Source organism: Burkholderia sp. ABCPW 11, assembly GCF_001523445.1.
Lineage (GTDB): Bacteria > Pseudomonadota > Gammaproteobacteria > Burkholderiales > Burkholderiaceae > Burkholderia.
The window spans coordinates 1-16,601 of sequence record NZ_LOVM01000085.1; the positions used below are offsets into that span (position 1 = coordinate 1).

A 16,601-nucleotide genomic window follows, 5' to 3' on the forward strand; every position below is an offset into this window, starting at 1 on the left:
TACGGGCTACACCCTTCGCGCCAATGCGCGCCAGCATGAAAAACCAACCACTGTCAGATTTAGTCTAGTCCACCGCAGATGAATCTCATCCGCGTCGGTGACGCCACCGATCACGGCGGCAAGGTTGAAACGGGGTCTAGCACAATGCGCTTCGACGGCCGCTTTGTCGCACGCAAAGGCGATCGCGTGTCGTGCCCCCAACATCCCGACGTGTCGCCAAACCTCATCGAGGAAGGCGACTCGTCGATGACCGATGATAGTGTTCCGATCGCACGGCACGGCCATTGCGCCACGTGTGGCTGCCACCTGATTTCGAGCCTAGTCTGAGCCTTGACCTTGCGACCTCATCTCCTAGATCGACTGAGTGTTGAAGTGGGCAGCGGCGTAGCGCGCACTGCAGTTCCACACTTCGACACCGTCGCGGGTAAAGGTAGCCTATCCAGCCGTGACGATCATCGCAGCGTGCGGGAACGCGTCGCCGTGCCCGTTTGCCCTAGCGGCAAAGACCGTCCGCTCACGACAAATCGCCAGGTAGTTTCCATCCGATAACGTCGGCTTCGTCGTGCTCAATGATTAACGCCGCTCATTGCTCGATCAAAACCGATCGCGATTCTTCGCGCTTGCAATCCATTGCGGAGCCTTGCCACGCCCGCTCCAGATCTTGTCGCCTTTCGGATCGCGATACTTCGGCGCGACCGGCGCACGCTCGCCTGATGCCACGGCACGACGTCGTCCGAAAAGTTGCTCGGCCGTGATGCCGTATTCGGCAAGAACCTCGCTAATTGCATGCAGAACGCGTTGCTGGGGATTTGGAAGCCGCATATTCACGAAGAACCAGCCCTATTACTAGGGTGAACGTAGACGGAAGGCAGAGAAACGCAAGCGCATCGGGCGCGGAGCGCGACCACGGCGAGAAAACACACGATGCGTGGTCATGCTGAGGATGTACACTTTTCCCGAGAAGCCTTGCCTGGCGTGCGTGACGACTGCTGATGCATATTTCCACGACGACGCGAAAGCACCGTCTAACGATCGCTCCCCGCACATATCAGGTCGCCGCTGATCGGCTCCGAACGAAATGATGCTCCACCCGCGCCCGGAGCACCCCCTCCAGCGCGGCAAGCCGCTCACGCAGCCGCACCGCTTGCCCTTCCGTCATCTCACCGAGCACGATCTTTTGTTCGAGAACGTCGCCACAGCGGGTGATGGCCCAACGATCGACCGTAGCCGTTTCACCTTCGAGCACGGCCTCCGCGGTCGAAACGATGCCCGGAAGCCGTCTCGAAACGAGATGAACCGTATGCGTCAACGTGAAACCGGGAAGGAAGTGCGACCAGTCTTCACAGACGGTCGGGCGGGAAGCGGAGGAAACTTGGCTCATGGTTGCTCCGGATGAATGGTGATCGAACCGGTGCCAGCCATGCTGCTCCCGCTTCGTTGCCGTCAATCGGCCGCATCGCCTCGAGGGCGTCCACCTTGCCCGGGAGGGCAGGTTGGCGTCGGATAACCCGACTCTGGATGCTTGAATTCTCACGTTCGTCATTCCGAACGTGGGTTCATTATATCGAAAAATCGACGTCGAACAAGGGGGCGGTGAAAAGTGACACGTCAGCGTGACACGCGCACTCCTCCGCACCCGTCACCAAGGTAACCCACGGACCCGCGCGGCTTGCATGAGGGGTCGAAATCCCTTGATGCCAACTAAAACCAGACACTGAACCGCGTCCCCGTTGCCAGCACATCGACCGTCAACTTCCATCGATGGGCCTCGGCGATCTCCTTGCAGATCGCCAGCCCGAGCCCAGCGCCGTCATACCGCGAATCCGGCGCCCGCCAGTATCGGTCGAAAAGCAGCGGAAGATGCTCCCGCCGAATGCCCGGCCCTTCATCGTCGACATGAATCGCCGTCTCGAGAACGGTCAGCACGACGACGCCATCCAACGGCGACGCATTGATCGCATTCTCGACAAGGTTCTTGAGCAGGATGAAAAGCGCCCCGCCGTCCGCCCGTATGCGTGACGCGGAATCGCGCGCTTCGATATGGAGCTTTACCCGCTTCGCATCGGCCTTGCCGGCCAGCAAGCTCACGACGTCGCGCGCGACCTCGTCGCCGTTCACGTCGTCGAAGCTGAAGTTCTGCGCTTCGCTGACTTCGGCCAGATGCAGCAGTTGCTTGACCTGCCGGGCCATCAAGTCGATCTCGCGAAGCAGCAGCGCTTTCTGGCTGATGTCGGGCTGCAGCTCGATCTGCCCTCTGACCAGCGTGAGCGGTGTCTGCAACTCGTGCGCGGCGTCGGCCAGAAACTGCTGCTGAACGGCGAAGCCATTCTCAAGCCGGCTCAGCGCGTCGTTGAACGCATCGATCAGCGGCTTGATCTCGCTGGGAATACCGGCCGAAGACAGCCGTGTTTTCAGATTGCGCGGCTCGATTTCCCGCGCGGCACGCGATACTTCCCGCAACGGCTTCAGCACGTGACTGATCGTCAACGGCAGCGTCAGCCCGAAAATGACGGTCGCGATGGCGAGCACATACGCGACGGTCTTCGGTATCGGATCGATCCTCGTCATGACGAGCGCATCGACGAGTTGCCTGCTTTGCGCCATCTGCACGTAATGGACGACGCTACCGTTCGATGCGCGCTGCGTCGCGACCGCGTACGCCTTGCCGTCGATCGTGACGGGCAATACCTTGCCGGCCGCCGTCGCGAGATCCTCCGTCAGCCACGGCCGATCGCCGTTCGACGGCGTCGACGCCAGCAACACCTTCCCCGTCGCATCGAGCACGCGGTACATCGCGTCGGTTGGCAAGAGCCGGAACATCGCCGCCGGATGCTCGCCCAATCGCACCGATACCGGCCGCCCGGCCGCGTCGAAGCGCATTCCGGCCTCGATATGACGGATGCTCTCCATCTGCTGGCGCCGCCCGAGAAATTCCGGATATCGAGCGAGAAAATACATGGAAAGCGCGGACAGCAGCGCCAGGCTGACGGCGAACGCGACGACGTTGGTCACCCATAGGCGCGTCGACAGGCGCAGGATCCAATGACGGAACATCGCGGTTTTCCTGCGGGAGGCGGCAATCTGGGACACGCGGCGAAGCATCGTCACGCGTCGCGCAGCGCGAAGCCGGCGCCGCGGATATTGGTGAGCCGCGTCGTTGCGCCGATCGCCGTCAGTTTCTTGCGCAAGCGGTGCACGGTCACCTCGAGCGCGTTCGGCGTGACCGCCTCCGCGAACCCCCATGCGGCATGCTCGAGGTTCGAATGCCGGACGGTCCGGCCCGCGGCTTCGATCAGGCAGAGCATGATCTGCAGTTCGGCCGGCGCCAGCAGTACCGTCCGATCGCCACAGCGCATCGCGCGCTGGGGCGGGTCCACGGTCACGTCCGCGAACGACGCGACGAGGGCCGTGAGCAGCGCCGGGCGCCGCATCAGCGTGCGGACGCGGGCGACGAGCTCGCTCATTTCGAACGGCTTGGTCACATAATCGTCGGCCCCGCTTTCGAGTCCGTCGATGCGGTCATGCAACGCGTCGCGCGCCGTCAGCATCAGGCAAGGCATCATGCGCCCCGCCGCGCGCAGCGTCCGCAAGAACGCCAGGCCGTCTCCGTCGGGCAATCCTCGATCGACGATCAGCAGCGCGTAATCGGCCCGGTCGATACCGTAAGCGGCTTCGCGAGCATTGCCGAACCGGTCGGATTCGATCCCCGCCGCCGCCAGCGCCTGAGCCAGCAGCCCGGCCAGGCGCTCGTGATCCTCGACAATCGCCACCCTTGGCATACTCGCACTCACTTGAACCGATACATGTAGCCGATTCTGGCCTCGGGAACGAACCGTCTTCCGACGAGCGGACTGTCGGTGATGCCGTCGCCGAGTCGGGACACACCCACGTCCACGAAAACCGTCTGCTGCTTCGTCAGCCGGTAGTCGATACGGGTGCCGGCCGACACGTTCACGGCCGAACCCGCGCTGTATGCGGCGCGCCACGCACGTGCCTCGGATGGTCGCACGCCGTAATAGTAGTCGACGTATTTGTTGCTCAACCATTCCGCGCCGACATGTGGCGCGATCGAAAACGCGCCGAGCGCGAACGCCTTCTCGAAGCCGATCTTCGCGCGCTCGCCCTTGTTTCCGCCGAGCAGGAAACTGCCCGACAACGTGCCGAAGCGCGTGTTCCATGACAGTGCAGGGCCGTACCACAACGCGCCCTTGCGATTGTCCATGCCGTTCAGGATCGGTGCGTCCGAGCCCTTGTATCCGTCGAACAGCGAGAACTGGCCACGCAGCGCGAGATGGACGCCGCTCCAGCTGCCGATTTTCAGATCGACCGTGGTGCCGATGGCCTGCACCCATTTGTTGTCGAAGTAGACCAGCGGAAAAGGCAATACGCGGGTGCCGTCGCCGCTGTAGACCGACGGTTCGACGCCGACGCCGGCGCCCAATCCCCAATGCGTGACGTTCGTCGCGTGGTCGAGGATGGTCAGCCCCGAATGATCGGGATCGGGCGGGCTCATGGCGTCGTCCGCCCATGCGGAAGCGGATGACAGTGCGAATGAAGCGGCAATCAGCCATAACGGACGTGCGTGGCGGGCGGCAATTTTCACAATCGTTTTCCTGGAGTCGGCGGTCGAAACGGGGGCTACTGTAGGACCAGTCGACTTACCGCTCACTTACCGAAAAAATCGTCACGGGCGGAGCTTGCGAGGAATTCGGATGGTGGGAAATATCGATGCAAGGCGAGAGGCTCGATACGCGCGAGCCGGCATGCCGGCGCCGCCGCACTCGGTCGGCCCAGAAAGAAACAAATTTCCCCATTCAGCATATGGAGGAAATGTTATTCCACATCAAGCGGAATCCTCAGCCAACTTTGGATCCTTTTTCCCTTCTGTCCCCCGTATCATTTCCGTCACTACGCAATGAGCAAGAGAGACGGACATGAGCGAACCCATCCCGCTGCACTACCTCGACTACGCAGCCACGACCCCCGCCGACCCTGCCGTGATCGAGGCGATGACGGCCTGCCTCGGCTTCGACGGCATCTTCGGCAATCCCGCCTCCAGCTCGCACGCCGCCGGCCGGCAGGCGAAGGACAAGGTCGAGCACGCCCGTGCGCAGGTCGCCGCGCTGATCGGCGCGGACGCCGACGAGATCGTCTGGACGTCGGGCGCCACCGAATCGAACAACCTCGCGCTGAAGGGTTATGCGGAAAACGCGACCGGCAAGCGCCACCTGATCACGAGCCGCCTCGAGCACAAGGCCGTGCTCGACACGATGGCGAACCTGTCGAAGCGCGGCATGCAGGTCACTTTCCTGACGCCCGACGCCCACGGCGAAATCACCGCCAACGCGGTGGCGGCCGCGCTCGGCCCCGACACCGGCCTCGTGTCGCTGATGCTCGTGAACAACGAGATCGGCACGCTGACCGACATCGGTGCGATCGCCCGCATCGTGCACGCCGCCGGCGCGCTGCTCCACGTCGACGCCGCGCAGGCGCTCGGCAAGACACCGATCGACGTGCGCGCGCTCGGCATCGACATGATGTCGATGTCCGCCCACAAGGTGTACGGCCCCAAGGGGATCGGCGCGCTGTTCGTCCGCCGCGAAATCGCGAGCCGGATCGCGCCGCAGATTCACGGCGGCGGCCACGAGCGCGGGCTGCGTTCGGGCACACTCGCGACGCATCAGATCGTCGGCATGGGCGTCGCATGCGAACTCGCCGCCGAAAAACTCAACGGCGAAGCCGCGCGGATCGCTGCGCTCGGCGCGCGGCTCACCGACGCGCTGTTCGCGCTCGGCGACGTCACGCAGAACGCGGCCGCCGCCCGCCGCATCCCGCACACGCTGAGCCTGACGGTCGATGCGCCGGGCTTCTTCCCGTTCATGCTCGGCGAAGCGCTCGCCGTGTCGTCCACCTCCGCATGCAATTCGACCAGCGGCGCACCGTCCCACGTGCTGACCGCGATCGGCCTCGATGCGGAAACGGCCGGGCGTACCGTGCGCATCAGCTTCGGGCGCTTCACGACGGAGCAGGACGTCGACTTCGCGATCGGCTGTTTCGAGCGGGCGATCGAGCAATGCCGGGCGGCCGCGGCGACCGGCTTCACCGCGTCGCGGCAGATCACGCCGGCCGACCTGAAGGCGATTCGCAATGCGGGCTTTCGTGCGGTGATCTGCAACCGGCCGGATGGCGAAGGCGTGGATCAGCCGTCGTTCGAGGAGATCGCTGCGGCCGCGCGCGAACTGGGAATGGACGCGCGCTACCTGCCGGTCGAGCGCGACCGCATCGGCGACGCGGAAGTCGACGCGTTCGGCGCACTGGTCGACACGCTGCCGAAGCCGGTGCTCGCGTATTGCCGCAGCGGCAGCCGCTCCGGCATGCTGTGGAATCGGCTGTCCGCTCGACGGGCGGCGTGAGCCACCCCCACCCTTACGCCTGATCGCCTGCGGTCGCGCATGAAGCCGATGCTTCGCTGCGTGGCCGCCTGGCGGTGCCGGTCACGACCGCATCAGGTCCGTTCATCGCCGTTCACCGGCGTATAGATCGCCAGCTTCAGCGCGGGATCGTCGTTCGCCTGGAACGTCGCGTACTCGTAGCGCTGCGTGCCGCGTTGCGCATGTACGAGCACCTTCTCGCCCGACACGCCGCTGCGCACGTCATGCGCATCCCACCATTGCGCGAATTCGCTGCTGCCGGCGCGCAATCGCGCGACCAGTGCGACGAACGCCGGATCGCTCGCGTAGAGATCGTGGCTCGTGCGAAACAGCGCGATCATCCGCCGCGCCTCGTCGGCCCAGCTCGCGGCGAACAGCGCACGCGCGTGCGGCGTCTCGAACATGTAGACGAGGATGTTGCGATCGGCTTGCGCCAGCCGGTCGAAGCCGAGCACCTCGGCCGCGGCGGCATTCCACGCGAGGATGTCCCAGCGCCGGCCGGTCACGTAGGCAGGCTGCTGAAGGTGCGCGACGAGCCGCGCGAGGGTCGGCGGCACGCGCTCCGGCACGAACGCACGAGGGCCGTCGCGCCGTGCGAGCGTGCGCAGATGGAGGGCCTCGGCCTTGTCGAGCCGCAACGCGCGCGCCAGCGCGTCGAGCGTCGCCTCCGACGGGTTGACGTCGCGCCCCTGCTCGAGCCGTACGTACCAGTCGACGCCGATGCCGGCCAGTTCCGCAACTTCCTCGCGCCTCAGGCCGGGCGTGCGCCGGCGCGGGCCGCCGTGCAGGCCGACGGCCTCCGGTCGCAGCTTCTTGCGCCGCGAGCGCAGGAAATCGCCGAACGGGGTTCGCGTGGTGACGGTCATCGGGTTCGCTCCGGGCAGGGTGGTATCGGCCCATCCTGGGCTCGCGCCGGGCCTTGTTGCAGATTCTAAGCCTGCCAGAATCGACGCATCCCCACCGTCAGGAAGCGTCATGAAAGCTGCGATTCTGAAGTCGTTCGGCAGGCCGCTCGCGATCGAAACGATGCCGGACCCCGTGCTCGGCACCGGCGAAGTCGTCGTGGACGTCGTCGCGACGCCGGTTCTGCCCTATGCGCGGGAAGTGTTCAGCGGCGAGCGCCGCTATCCGCTCGAGCTGCCGATCGTGCCCGGCTGCGGCGCGATCGGCCGAGTCCGGCAAACCGGCCCCGACGCGACGCAATTGCAGCCGGGCGACTGGGTATTCTGCGACCCGACCGTCCGCTCGCGCGACGACGCGCGAATGCCCGACATCGTGCTGCAGGGCTGGAGCACGCGCGGCGAAGGCGGCAAGCAGTTGCAGCGCTACTTTCACGACGGTCCGTTCGCCGAACGGCTACGCGTGCCGACCGAGAACGCGGTGCGCATCGGCGCGATCGCGTCGGCCGACGCCGCACGCTGGTGCGCGCTCAATACCCTGCTCGTGCCTTACGGCGGGCTGCTGGCATCCGACCTGCGTGCCGGCGAAATCGTGCTCGTCAGCGGCGCAACCGGCCATTTCGGCAGCGCCTGCGTCGCGGTGGCGCTGGCTATGGGCGCGCGCTGCGTGGTCGCGCCCGGCCGCAACGTGCGCGTGCTCGCGGATCTCGAACGCCGCTTCGGCGACCGCGTGCGCACAGTCGAGCTGACCGGCGACGAAACCGGAGACCGCATCCGCATGCAGCAGGCCGCGCCGGGGCTGATCGACTGCGTGATCGACCTGATGCCGCCGTCGGTGCCGGCGACGACGGTGCGGGCGGCCGTGATGGCGGTTCGCCCGTACGGGCGCGTGGTGCTGATGGGCGGCGTCGGCATGCTCGGCGGGGCCGGGCTCGAGCTGCCGTATCCGTGGATCATGCGCAACGACATCACGCTGCGCGGCAAATGGATGTACCCGACGCAAGCCGTGACGCTGGTGACCGGGCTCGTTCGCGGCGGGCTGCTCGACCTCGGACAGTTCGACGTGACGGCCTTCGCGCTCGACGACGCGAACGACGCGGTCGCGCATGCGGCGGAGCACGGTGGACCGTTCAGGATGACGGTGATCGCGCCTTAGCCACGCCGCCGACGATTCGGCGGCCGGTGCGCCCGACAAGCCGCACGGCCGCCGCCCCTGCCTGCTACGTCACTCGTCCTGCTGTTCCTGCTGCGCCTGCACCTGCCGCTGCCGGATGAACTGCCGTACGTCGCTCATCGTCACGCGGCCGGTGTGCTTCGCATCGATCTCGTCGAAGTGCTTCGACACGAAGCCGAGCCCGCTGCTCTGCGCCTGCGCCTTCGTCACGGCTGCGCCGTTGCTCAGCACGGTATTGCCGCCGAGCCTCGCGTCGACGCGCTGCTGCGCCTGCTGCTGCAAGGCCGCGCCGGTCGACGGCAACACCGGCGCCGCCCGCGTGGCAGGAAAGAACGGACCGTCGACACCGCGCCCGCCGTGCGGCAGCTTCACCGGCGCCACCGCCTGCGGCGGCAACGCGTAGGCACTGCTCATCACGGCACCGAGCACGATCAACGGGGACATACGCCGCATCAATTGGATTAGGGACATGATCGCTCGCATTCAATGGATGAATAGAGGGTTCCGCCGACAAGGCGTGCGTCGCTCAGGGGGCGGCCGCCAGTGTCGTCGCGGCCGTCGCGCCCGGGACGCTGCCGGTCGGCACGCTGGGCGGATTTTCGTCCGGCCACGGCGGCGGCAGCATGCGCAGCGTCAGCGCCGTCGGAATCCGCGCGCCCTTGTAGAACGTCTGCAGATCCCGCTTCATCAGCGGACGAGCGACGTCGTCAAGGTAAGTCATGTGGCCGCCCTGGAAGAAGTTCACCTGCAGCTTCGGATTCAGGCCCTTCACCGTCTGCAGCCGCGCGAGTTGCTTCTCCGTGTTGAAGAACGGCGTCGCGAGATCGTGGTAGCCGTTCTCCGCGAGCACGCGAAGCTTCGGGTTGAGCTGCAGCGCACCGAGCAGATCGGGGATCGTGTCGGGCATCGGCTGGCCGTCGTGCGAGAAGTCCCAGACGCCGATGATGTTGTCGTTCAGCGGCAGGTACGTCGCGTTCGGAGCCGTGTAGCCGAGATAGTCCGGCATTTGCGTCGCCAGCGCGTTCGTGAACGGCTGCGAGATCAGGATGTCGGACGGATCGCCGTCGGTCTGCAGCCGCGGGTCGGAGTTCGGCAACGACACGCGCCCGTCGTACCGGCCGATCGTCGTGCCGGGCAACAGGCTCGTGCCGAACGGATTCGCGTTGAAGTAGCCGCGCAGCGCCTGCTGCGTGAGGCTCGACGGGATCGACCACAGCCTGAGCGTCGCATCGCTCGGGAACACCGGCGTGCCGAGCGCATCCGGAATGCCGAGCTGGCTCAACACCCACGATTGCGAGTACTTCTGCAGCTGGCTGTAGATCAGCGTCGTGAACAATTCCGTCTGCAGTGCGTACAGATCCTGGTTCACCGGCGCCGGCGAGACCTGGTTGAAGTACGCCGCGACCGCCGCGTAGCCGGGCAGATAGCCGGCCACCGTGTCGGTGTCGAGCAGCAGCCCTTCGGTCGACTGCGTGATCGCCACCGCTTCCACCGCATCCGCGAAGTAGTTCAGGATCGACGACTGCAGCACGATGCCCGTCAGGTGCACGCCGGCCGATTCGAGCGCGAGCGCGAGCATGTCGGTGCGCGGCGTGCCGTACGATTCGCCGTACAGGTAGATCGGCGACGTGCCGCGGCCGTTGACGTTCAGGTAGCGCTGGATGAAGTCGCGCATGATGTTCACGTCCGCGTCGGAACCCCAGTACTTCTGGTTGGTGTTCGGCAACACGGCTTCCGACAGCCCGGTGCCGGGCGGGTCGATGAACACGAGGTCGGTGGTGTCGATCAGGCTCTCCGCATTGTCGACGAGCGGATAGTTCGGCCAGTTGTCGCCGAACAGCGGATCGGGCGTGGCCACGCGGGTCGGCGCGAACGAGCCGAGCCGCAGCCAGATCGACGACGAGCCGGGCCCGCCGTTATAGACGAACGTGACCGGGCGCGGCTTGCCGTTCGTGCTGGGCGCCGTGTACGCGACATACGACATCGACGCTTCCGCGTTGCCGTTCGCGTCCTGCGCGGTCAGGTGGCCGGTGGTCGTCGTGTAGTCGATCGTCTTGCCGCCGCCCTTCCACTGGTAATGCATGACGGCCGCTTTCTCGGCCACCTGCGACGGCGCGAGGCCGTCGGTCGCGTTCATCGAATACGCGACCGGGTCGACGTACGGCTGGTTGGCCGCCGGCGCCTGGGTGCCGGCCGCCTGCGCGCTGGCCTGCTGGCTCGCGGTGGCCTGTGCGAGGCTCGGCGCGCCGACGGACGACGAATCGTCGCCGCCGCATGCCGCGAGCGCCAGTGTCATGACGGTCAATGCGCCTAGCCCGCCCAGCCGGCCGCGACGACCGCGGCGGCTACCGGTACTGCTCCTGTCTGGTTTCATCTCTGCCCTTTGATTTCGGATACCGCGTCACAAAGGCCGCCGACGCCCGCGAAACGCGCAGGCTTGCCCGCCACTCGCGTTGCACGGTCGGCAATCGGCGGTTGGATGGGACTTCTAAGAGACTGAACTTGATACAGACACAGCAAACTGCCGGCGAGAATGATGCCAGGACGCGCCCCCTGCAGTTTGGACCACTTTTGTATTACTGAAATTTACGACATGACAAAAATAGGCGGTGCTGCGCCGCGTTGTCAAAGATCATTCGGATATTAAAAATCCCGCAATGATGCGAAGGGCGGACAGTGTCTGGAATTTGAAAGAAAACGGGATTATTCATGCAAGGTGCGCTTCATCGGCAATGCCGCGCCGAATATTTTACTTTTCCCGCACAACGTAGAAGCCTTTCCCGTATTGGCGCAGCGCATTCAAAGCCTTCGGATCGACAGAACCATTCTTTCATTTTTATTATCACCGGATCGATCGGGACGGTGCAGCGACATGCGCACGTCATTCGATAATTCGATTCGCCTCAATCGCGCTTCAATTGCAGAAACGATGTGCACTGCGTCATCCATAAAATACCGGTTCGATTGATTTTTCGCGGCATTATTTACCCGGTATTCGAACGGCTTTCCCGGACAGGCGCGGCGCACGGCATTGCCGCGCGTCGCGCCTGTCGCGAGAACTCAAACCACCATTACTTCCCGCCGCCCGGCAACGCGATATCGATCAGCACCGGATCGTGATCCGACGAGCGATATGCATCCGGCGCGTAGAACGTCTTCTGCTGCTCGGCCGACTTGTACGCGAGCGTGTACTGCAGCGCGACCGGCTCGTCCGCGTTGATGTGCCATTCGTGCACGGCCTTCACGTGCGACGCGAGCGGCAGCGTCGCGAGCGCGTGGTCGAGATAGCCGGCTTCGCCGTTGTACACGTAGCTGTACGCGTTCGCGCCGATCCAGCGCGCGACGAGGTTGCGGTAACCGCGCGATTCGAGCGTGCGGATCGGATCTTCGTACGTATAGCTGTTGAAGTCGCCGATCAGCAGCACGCCCTGGCTCTGGACGCCCGTCGGGTTGCCGGCCAGCCAGTCGGCGACTTTCGCCGCCGCGCGCGTGCGCGTCGGGTTCCAGCAGCCCTGGCCATCGCCCTGGTCGAGATCGTCGTTCGCGGCGTCCGGGCAGTTCTTCGACTTCAGGTGGTTCACGGCCACCGTCAGCGCCTGCTTGTTGCCGCCGATCAGCCGGAACGACTGTGCGAGCGGCTGACGGTTCTTGTCGTCGATCGCGAGCGTCGCCGCGCGGCCGACCGGCTCGACCTTGCGGCTGTCGTAGATCATCGCGACCGCGATCGCGTCGCCGCCGAGCCGCGACGTGCCCGGATCGACCACGCGCCAGTGGTTGCCGAGCTTCGCCGCGAGCTGGCGCACCGCGCTCAGTTCGCCGTAACCGTTGTTCTGGATTTCCATCAGGCCGATCACGTCGGCGTCGATCGCCTTCAGCGCGCTGACGATCTTCGCTTCCTGGCGCTGGAACTCCTGGAAGGTCTTCGCGCCGCGATTGTTCGGATCGTCGAAGCCGCCGCCGAGACCGTTGCCGTTGAAGTAGTTCAGCACGTTGAACGACGCGACGCGCAGGTTCGATTTCGGATCGCGCGCCGGTGCGTTCGTGCGCGGGTTCGCACGTGCGTCGAACGCCGGCACGGCCGCGCCGGGCAGCGGCTGCACGCGCCATGCGCCGTAACGCACTTCGAGCACGCCTTCGACGTCGCGCACGGTGTAGCCCGCGCGCAGCGTGTTCGCGGCCGACAGGCCCGGCGCCGGGTACGGCACGGTCGCGGGATTCTGCTTGTTCGAGCCGTCGTCGAGGATCAGGCGGTTGCGCGCGTTCGCGTCGATCTGCGTCTGCGCCTGCGCGGGCGGCACGACGCTCGTCGGCGTGCGCAGGCGGCCGTTGCTGAGCATCACGCTGCCGTAACGGCCGAGTTCGTAGTTGTCGGTGACGCTCAGCGTCTGCGGCAGGCGCACGAGCATTCCTTCGTACGCGGCGAACGCGTTCGGGCTGTCGACCGGCAGCGTGAGCGTCGCGGGCGTGACCGTCTGGCCGTTCGCGCACACCGCGATCGGGCCCGACAGCGTGAGCTGCGTCTGCCCGTACTTCTCCTCGATCTTGCCCGTCACGTGCACGAGATCGCCGGCCTTCGCGCGCGCTTTCGGCGCATAGACGAACAGGCCTTCGGACACACCCGGCTGGTTACGGCGCTGCGCATCGGCCTGCTGGACGAAGAAGCCGCCGAAGCCGTCCGTGCCGCCGAAATCGGCGGTGACGACGGCTTCGATCGACGCGTTCTGACCGGCGAGCGGCGACGGTGCGCCCAGCCCCTGGATCTCCGCGATCGGCGTCGTGCTGCCGCCGCAGTTCGGGCTGACGGGCGCGGCGGTCGCGGCGAATACCGGCGCGGCGAGCGTCGGGAGCAGCAATAGCGGGGCAAACAGGCGGATTGTCGAGCGCATGGCGGGAATCCCGGTTGTGAGGGTGACGAAAGCTTAGCGGCGCTCAATGACAGTTTCCGGTAATCGGGAGACAGGCCGATGTAATTGGCGTCATCGCGCCGCTTTCGCCCTGCGTCGTCCGGTCATGTCTCGACAATGCAGCCGATCTTCCGACGAAAACCCGCCGCGCTAGACCGTCCCCGGCAGCGCGCTCGACACGAGCACGGCCGCCGCCATCAGCACGCCGCCGAGCACGACCGCCTCGATCCGCAGCACCGCGCCGAACTGCTTCGACGCGCGTGCCGGCATCGCGGCGGCCGAGTCCTTCAACGCATCCAGCAGCTTCGGCATCCCGAAGAAGCGGTTGTGCCCGCCGAGCATCGCGGCAAGCAGCACGAGCGCGAGCTTCAGCAGCAGGATCTGCCCGTACGTCGATGCGAGCAGGTTGGCGGGCGTGGCGACGCCGCGCCAGCCGTTGTATGCGCCGGTCGCGAACAGCACGATCAACGCGCGGGTCGACGCATCGGACAGAGACTGCACGAACGCCGCGCCTGTCATGCGCTCGCTCGCCGGCATGCGGGCGAGCCGCGGCATCAGGCCGAACGCCGTCACGAGCACGAGCCCGACCCACGCGCTGATCGCCAGCAGATGCAGCCAGTCGACCCACACCGGCACGCTGAACAGCCCGGCGTCCACCGGATGGCCGCCATTGCTGCGCGCCAGCGCGACAGTGGCAAGCGCGGCCACCATCGCGAACGGAAACCGCGTGTCGTTCGCGCGCCCGACGAACGACAGCAGCACGACGACGAGCATGAACACCGTGCCGGCCAGCCACGCATGACCGAACCCGGTGCGCGCAAGCATCGAACACACCGCCGGCCCCGCGTCGAGCAGCGGCACTTCGCTCATCAGCGCGCAGTGCGCCCAGAACGCGGTGACGCTCGCGAGCAGCGATACGACGGATGCGATGCGCAGCGTCGCGACGAGCCGCCGGCCGACGTCGTGCTGCCATGCGGACGCGCCGCGCGCGAGCCAGCGGCGACCGAGCAGCGCACCGACGGCCACCGCGAACCCGGCGTTCTGGATCGCCACCGCCACGAGCCGCAACAGGCCGACGATGCCGTCGTTCATTCCTTCACCCGGAACGTATAGGTGCCCTTCGTGCGATGCGCATCGGCCGTCATCGCCGCCCACTGCACGGTGTACATGCCTGCTGCCAGCTTCGGCATCGCGACGGTCATCACGCGCGGGTTCGATGCATCGACCTTCGCCTTGTCCTGCGTGACGGCGTTGCCGCTCGCATCCGACACCTTCACCGAGCTGAACGCCGGTTCGAGGTCTTCGTTGAACGTGAGCCGCACCGTATCGGGCGCCGCGTCGACCGTGCTGCCGGCCGCCGGTGCGGCGCTTTCCAGCTTGCCGTGCGCCGACGCCGCGACCGGTGCGACCGCAAGGATGGCGGCAGCCGCGATGAAACCGGCCAGCCGCTTGCATGTCGAGATCGTCATGTTCGCGCTCCGCGTCACGGCTTCTTCAGTTCGACGACGGTCAGCGCGCCGTCCACGTCCTCGGCGACGAAGTCGACCGTATCGCCCGCCTTCACTTGCGACAGCATCGCCGGGTCCTTCACCTTGAATACCATCGTCATCGCGTCCATCCCGAGATTCTCCAGCGGGCCGTGCTTGATCGTCAGCTTGCCGGCCGCCGTGTCGACCTTGCGGATCTCGCCGTGCGACATGCGCGACGCCCCCGCAACGCCCTGCTTCGCGCCATCGCTCATGTCCATGCCGGCCATGTCGCCGGCGGCGTACGACGCAGCGGAGAACGCCAGCGCGCAACCCGTCGCCATCAAAACCAGTCCCTTCTTCATCGTGTCGACTCCCGTGTGAGTGAATGGAAACCGGCGGCCGCATCGGTGCGGCCGCCGCGTGCTGCTTCAACCGTCCGGCATTTCGCCGGTGTATTCGTATGCGACGGTGCCCTTCGGATGCCGGAACCAGCCCGGATCGCGATAGTCGTTGCGGTCGAGCCCGTGCCGCACCTTGAGCACCGTGAACATGCCGCCCATTTCCAGCGGCCCGAACGGGCCCGTGCCGGTCATCATCGGCAACGTGTTGTCGGGCAGCGGCATCTCCATGCCGCCCATCGCGCCGCCCGTGCTGCCCATCGCCATGTAGTCGGGCACGAGCTTGCCGATCCGCTTCGCGAGATCCTTCTGCGGTACGCCGATCAGGTTCGGCACCTGGTGGCCCATCGCATTCATCGTGTGGTGCGACTTGTGGCAATGGAACGCCCAGTCGCCCGAGCGATCGGCGGTGAACTCGATCGCGCGCATCTGGCCCACCGCGACATCGGCCGTCACTTCCGGCCAGCGCGCGGCCGGCGGAATCCAGCCGCCGTCGGTGCCCGCGACCTCGAAGCTGTAGCCGTGCAGGTGGATCGGGTGATTCGTCATCGTCAGGTTGCCGAAACGAATTCGCACGCGGTCGCCGGCGCGCACCGGCAGCGGATCGATGCCCGGGAACACGCGCGAGTTGAAGGTCCACATGTTGAAGTCGGTCATCTCGTTCACGCGTGGCGTGTAGCTACCCGGATCGATGTCGTACGCGGCGAGCAGGAACACGAAATCGCGATCGACCGGCATCGTGCCGCGGTCCTTCGGATGCACGATGAACATGCCCATCATCCCCATTGCCATCTGCACCATCTCGTCGGCGTGCGGGTGATACATGAACGTGCCGTGCGCTTCGAGCTGGAATTCGTAGACGAAGGTCTTGCCGGGCGGGATATGCGGCTGCGTCAGGCCGCCCACGCCGTCCATCCCGTTCGGCAGCCGCAGCCCGTGCCAGTGGATCGTCGTGTGCTCGGGCAACCGGTTGGTCACGAAGATGCGGACCTTGTCGCCTTCGACCGCCTCGATCGTCGGGCCCGGCGACTGCCCGTTGTAACCCCACAGGTTCGCGTTCATGCCGGGCGCCATCTCGCGCACGACGGGCTCGGCCGTCAGGTGGAATTCCTTCCAGCCGTTCTTCATCCGCCACGGCAGCGACCAGCCGTTCAGCGTCGCGACGGGCGTATACGGGCGGCCGTTGGGCGGCACGAGCGGCAGCTGCGTGCCGGTCTTCGCCATCGTCGGCGCTTCGGGCAGGGATGCGGCGCCGGCCTTGCCGACCATCGCCGCACCGAGCAGCGCGGCGCCCGAGCCGCTGAGAAATTGTCGACGGGACACCAT

At 66.0% G+C, this 16,601-nt stretch carries 16 protein-coding genes and 1 riboswitch; of the genes, 3 read left to right on the forward strand and 13 right to left on the reverse strand.

The window, feature by feature from the left end; genetic code table 11:
* The first annotated feature begins 78 nt into the window (after positions 1–78).
* Positions 79–327: a PAAR domain-containing protein gene (locus WS61_RS34405; protein ID WP_095211855.1), complete on the forward strand. Its 249-nt coding sequence runs from the start codon at positions 79–81 to the stop codon at positions 325–327.
* A 267-nt stretch (positions 328–594) separates the two neighbouring features.
* Here WS61_RS34405 and WS61_RS28450 read toward each other — a convergent pair whose 3' ends face one another.
* From WS61_RS28450 to WS61_RS28470, 5 genes are all read right to left on the reverse strand, one after another.
* Positions 595–822, reverse strand: a complete 228-nt coding sequence (locus WS61_RS28450; RefSeq protein ID WP_059505534.1) for an H-NS family nucleoid-associated regulatory protein — start codon at positions 820–822, stop codon at positions 595–597.
* Positions 823–1,048: 226 nt separating this feature from the next.
* Complete coding sequence (locus WS61_RS35080; RefSeq protein WP_156441878.1) at positions 1,049–1,381, reverse strand: hypothetical protein; 333 nt, start codon at positions 1,379–1,381, stop codon at positions 1,049–1,051.
* A gap of 42 nt (positions 1,382–1,423) precedes the next feature.
* A riboswitch (SAM-I-IV-variant riboswitch) is annotated at positions 1,424–1,527 on the reverse strand.
* A 174-nt stretch (positions 1,528–1,701) separates the two neighbouring features.
* The gene (locus tag WS61_RS28460; RefSeq protein ID WP_059505537.1) at positions 1,702–3,054 is read right to left on the reverse strand and encodes a cell wall metabolism sensor histidine kinase WalK; all 1,353 of its coding nucleotides are present in this window, start codon (positions 3,052–3,054) and stop codon (positions 1,702–1,704) included.
* 50 nt (positions 3,055–3,104) lie between these two features.
* On the reverse strand, positions 3,105–3,779 hold the full coding sequence (locus tag WS61_RS28465; protein ID WP_059505539.1) for a response regulator transcription factor: 675 nt from the start codon (positions 3,777–3,779) through the stop codon (positions 3,105–3,107).
* An 8-nt stretch (positions 3,780–3,787) separates the two neighbouring features.
* Positions 3,788–4,603: a MipA/OmpV family protein gene (locus WS61_RS28470; RefSeq protein ID WP_059505540.1), complete on the reverse strand. Its 816-nt coding sequence runs from the start codon at positions 4,601–4,603 to the stop codon at positions 3,788–3,790.
* A gap of 331 nt (positions 4,604–4,934) precedes the next feature.
* Here WS61_RS28470 and WS61_RS28475 point away from each other — a divergent pair, with 331 nt between their 5' ends.
* Positions 4,935–6,413, forward strand: a complete 1,479-nt coding sequence (locus WS61_RS28475) for an aminotransferase class V-fold PLP-dependent enzyme (protein ID WP_059505543.1) — start codon at positions 4,935–4,937, stop codon at positions 6,411–6,413.
* Between the two features lie 92 nt (positions 6,414–6,505).
* On the opposite strand, the gene WS61_RS28480 is transcribed toward WS61_RS28475, so the two are convergent.
* Entirely contained in the window at positions 6,506–7,297 is a 792-nt protein-coding gene (locus tag WS61_RS28480) for a helix-turn-helix transcriptional regulator (protein WP_059505544.1), read from the reverse strand.
* A gap of 109 nt (positions 7,298–7,406) precedes the next feature.
* Between WS61_RS28480 and WS61_RS28485 the strand changes: the two genes are divergently transcribed.
* The gene (locus WS61_RS28485) at positions 7,407–8,486 is read left to right on the forward strand and encodes a zinc-binding alcohol dehydrogenase family protein (protein ID WP_059505546.1); all 1,080 of its coding nucleotides are present in this window, start codon (positions 7,407–7,409) and stop codon (positions 8,484–8,486) included.
* 69 nt (positions 8,487–8,555) lie between these two features.
* Here the strand turns inward: WS61_RS28485 and WS61_RS28490 are convergent, their stop codons facing one another.
* From WS61_RS28490 to WS61_RS28520, 7 genes are all read right to left on the reverse strand, one after another.
* Positions 8,556–8,948 (reverse strand): 2-oxoglutarate dehydrogenase, encoded by a 393-nt coding sequence (locus tag WS61_RS28490; protein WP_227789689.1) that lies wholly within the window; start codon positions 8,946–8,948, stop codon positions 8,556–8,558.
* 82 nt (positions 8,949–9,030) lie between these two features.
* Positions 9,031–10,878: a peptidase S10 gene (locus WS61_RS28495; protein ID WP_059505547.1), complete on the reverse strand. Its 1,848-nt coding sequence runs from the start codon at positions 10,876–10,878 to the stop codon at positions 9,031–9,033.
* 697 nt (positions 10,879–11,575) lie between these two features.
* The gene (locus tag WS61_RS28500) at positions 11,576–13,390 is read right to left on the reverse strand and encodes an ExeM/NucH family extracellular endonuclease (RefSeq protein WP_059505549.1); all 1,815 of its coding nucleotides are present in this window, start codon (positions 13,388–13,390) and stop codon (positions 11,576–11,578) included.
* Positions 13,391–13,558: 168 nt separating this feature from the next.
* A complete protein-coding gene (locus WS61_RS28505) occupies positions 13,559–14,500 on the reverse strand; it encodes a CopD family protein (RefSeq protein ID WP_059505551.1) in 942 nt (313 codons plus the stop codon).
* Positions 14,497–14,877, reverse strand: coding sequence for a copper homeostasis periplasmic binding protein CopC (gene copC, locus WS61_RS28510; protein ID WP_059505584.1), 381 nt, complete (start codon positions 14,875–14,877; stop codon positions 14,497–14,499). The genes WS61_RS28505 and copC overlap by 4 nt, the downstream gene beginning before the upstream one ends.
* Before the next feature lie 14 nt (positions 14,878–14,891).
* Positions 14,892–15,239, reverse strand: coding sequence for a copper-binding protein (locus tag WS61_RS28515; RefSeq protein ID WP_059505553.1), 348 nt, complete (start codon positions 15,237–15,239; stop codon positions 14,892–14,894).
* Positions 15,240–15,305: 66 nt separating this feature from the next.
* Positions 15,306–16,601 carry a copper oxidase gene (locus WS61_RS28520; protein WP_059505555.1) on the reverse strand — a complete coding sequence of 432 codons (1,296 nt, stop codon included), beginning with the start codon at positions 16,599–16,601 and terminating at the stop codon, positions 15,306–15,308.